This window comes from Victivallis vadensis (genome assembly GCF_003096415.1).
Classification (GTDB): domain Bacteria; phylum Verrucomicrobiota; class Lentisphaeria; order Victivallales; family Victivallaceae; genus Victivallis; species Victivallis vadensis.
Genome location: NZ_QEKH01000082.1, coordinates 1 through 1,450, shown reverse-complemented (window position 1 = coordinate 1,450; position 1,450 = coordinate 1). Strand labels below are relative to the sequence as shown.

1 protein-coding gene is annotated in these 1,450 nt (G+C 57.4%); it reads left to right on the top strand.

Going from position 1 to position 1,450, the window contains the following annotated elements:
- Positions 1–184: 184 nt before the first annotated feature.
- Positions 185–1,189, top strand: a complete 1,005-nt coding sequence (locus tag C8D82_RS20465; RefSeq protein WP_116886144.1) for a LacI family DNA-binding transcriptional regulator — start codon at positions 185–187, stop codon at positions 1,187–1,189.
- Positions 1,190–1,450 lie beyond the last annotated feature (261 nt).

The following is a 1,450-nucleotide window of genomic DNA, read 5'->3' as shown; positions in this document are numbered from 1 at the left end:
GGAGGACTACTGGCAAAAACGTATGCAAATTATCGGCAACGTCGTTATCGGCGTTGGAAACTACAAGTGTGTTTCACAAAATTTGGGACAATAACGAAATATTTCGTTTTGCTATTGACATTGCGGTTATTTTTTGGTATAATAGATAACGTGTTAAGTTAACGCGTTAATCAATGGATGCGGCATGGAACGGAAAACGAAAAACTGCACGATCCGGGAACTGGCCCGCTATGTGGGTTTGAGCACCTGCACGGTGTCGAAGGTGCTCAACAGCCCGGACGCCGGGTTGTCGATCCCGGAAAGCACGCGGCTCAAGGTGCGCGAGGCGGCGAAAAAGCTCAACTACGTGCCGAACGTGAATGCGCAGCGTTTCTTCAAGCGGCGCAGCTTCGTGATCGGGCTGCTGGTGCCGCCGCAGGAGGAGATGGGGCACAATGCGTTTCACGACACCCATTTCGTGGATATCCTGAGCGGAATCGAACAGGCGTTGAGCACGACTTCATACAATCTGCTGCTGCTGTTCAACCGGCCCGAATACAAACTGGAGAACCGGTACGAAGGTATGTTCAGCTCCGGCTTTCTGGACGGGCTGCTGATCTGGGGCGCGCACCGTTCCGAAGAATACTGGAAAGAGCTGGTCGAGGTGACCGGGCCGCGTATTTTCCTGACTTCGACGCCGGACTTCCGGGAGGACGAACCGCTGCACTACGTCGCAAGCGACTACGGGCAATCCGCCGACGGCATCGCCGGACGGCTGAAAGCCGCCGGCTGCCGCCGGTTCTGCTGGCTGGCGGGCAAGCCGGATACCTCGATCATCCCGCAGCTCGAAGCCGGAATGGCGCGGGCCGGAGTGACGGTGGAGGAAAGCGCAATCCGTTACAGCGACTACACCGAAGCCGACGGCGAACGGCTCGCGGCGGAACTGCTGCAAGACGGCAGATTCGACGCACTGGTCGCAACGGCTCCGCAACTGGCGCGCGGCGCGGGGAGGTATGTGGAAACGCACAAGTTGCCGGTGCGGATCGGCTGTTTCGACGGCCAGCGGGGAACGCGGAGTAAGACGGATCATTTTATTTCTGCCCTGACTAATGATTTCGAAATCGGCTCCGTCGCAATTACTCGCTTGTTGGCATTGATCGAAGGAAAAACGCAACATGTTCAAGTCAGAATTCCGGTCGATTTCGCATAATGCCAAGTATGTTAAGGCGGCAAGGTGGCGGCAAGGTGGCGGCAAGGTGCCGCTGCCGGGTGCGTACGCCAATGCTCCTTCGGGGGGCGTGCGGCGGCTGACACTGGCAGGCCTTGGTTGGGCTCCAAGACCATTTACGCGGCGCATATGTAAGGCCACGTTGCCTTTTACGCGGCGCACAATAAGCGCGGTCAGCGCCGCGAACGAATGTGAGGGAATTACTTGCGGCAGCAAGTAACGAGGAACGATAGTGACGAAGCC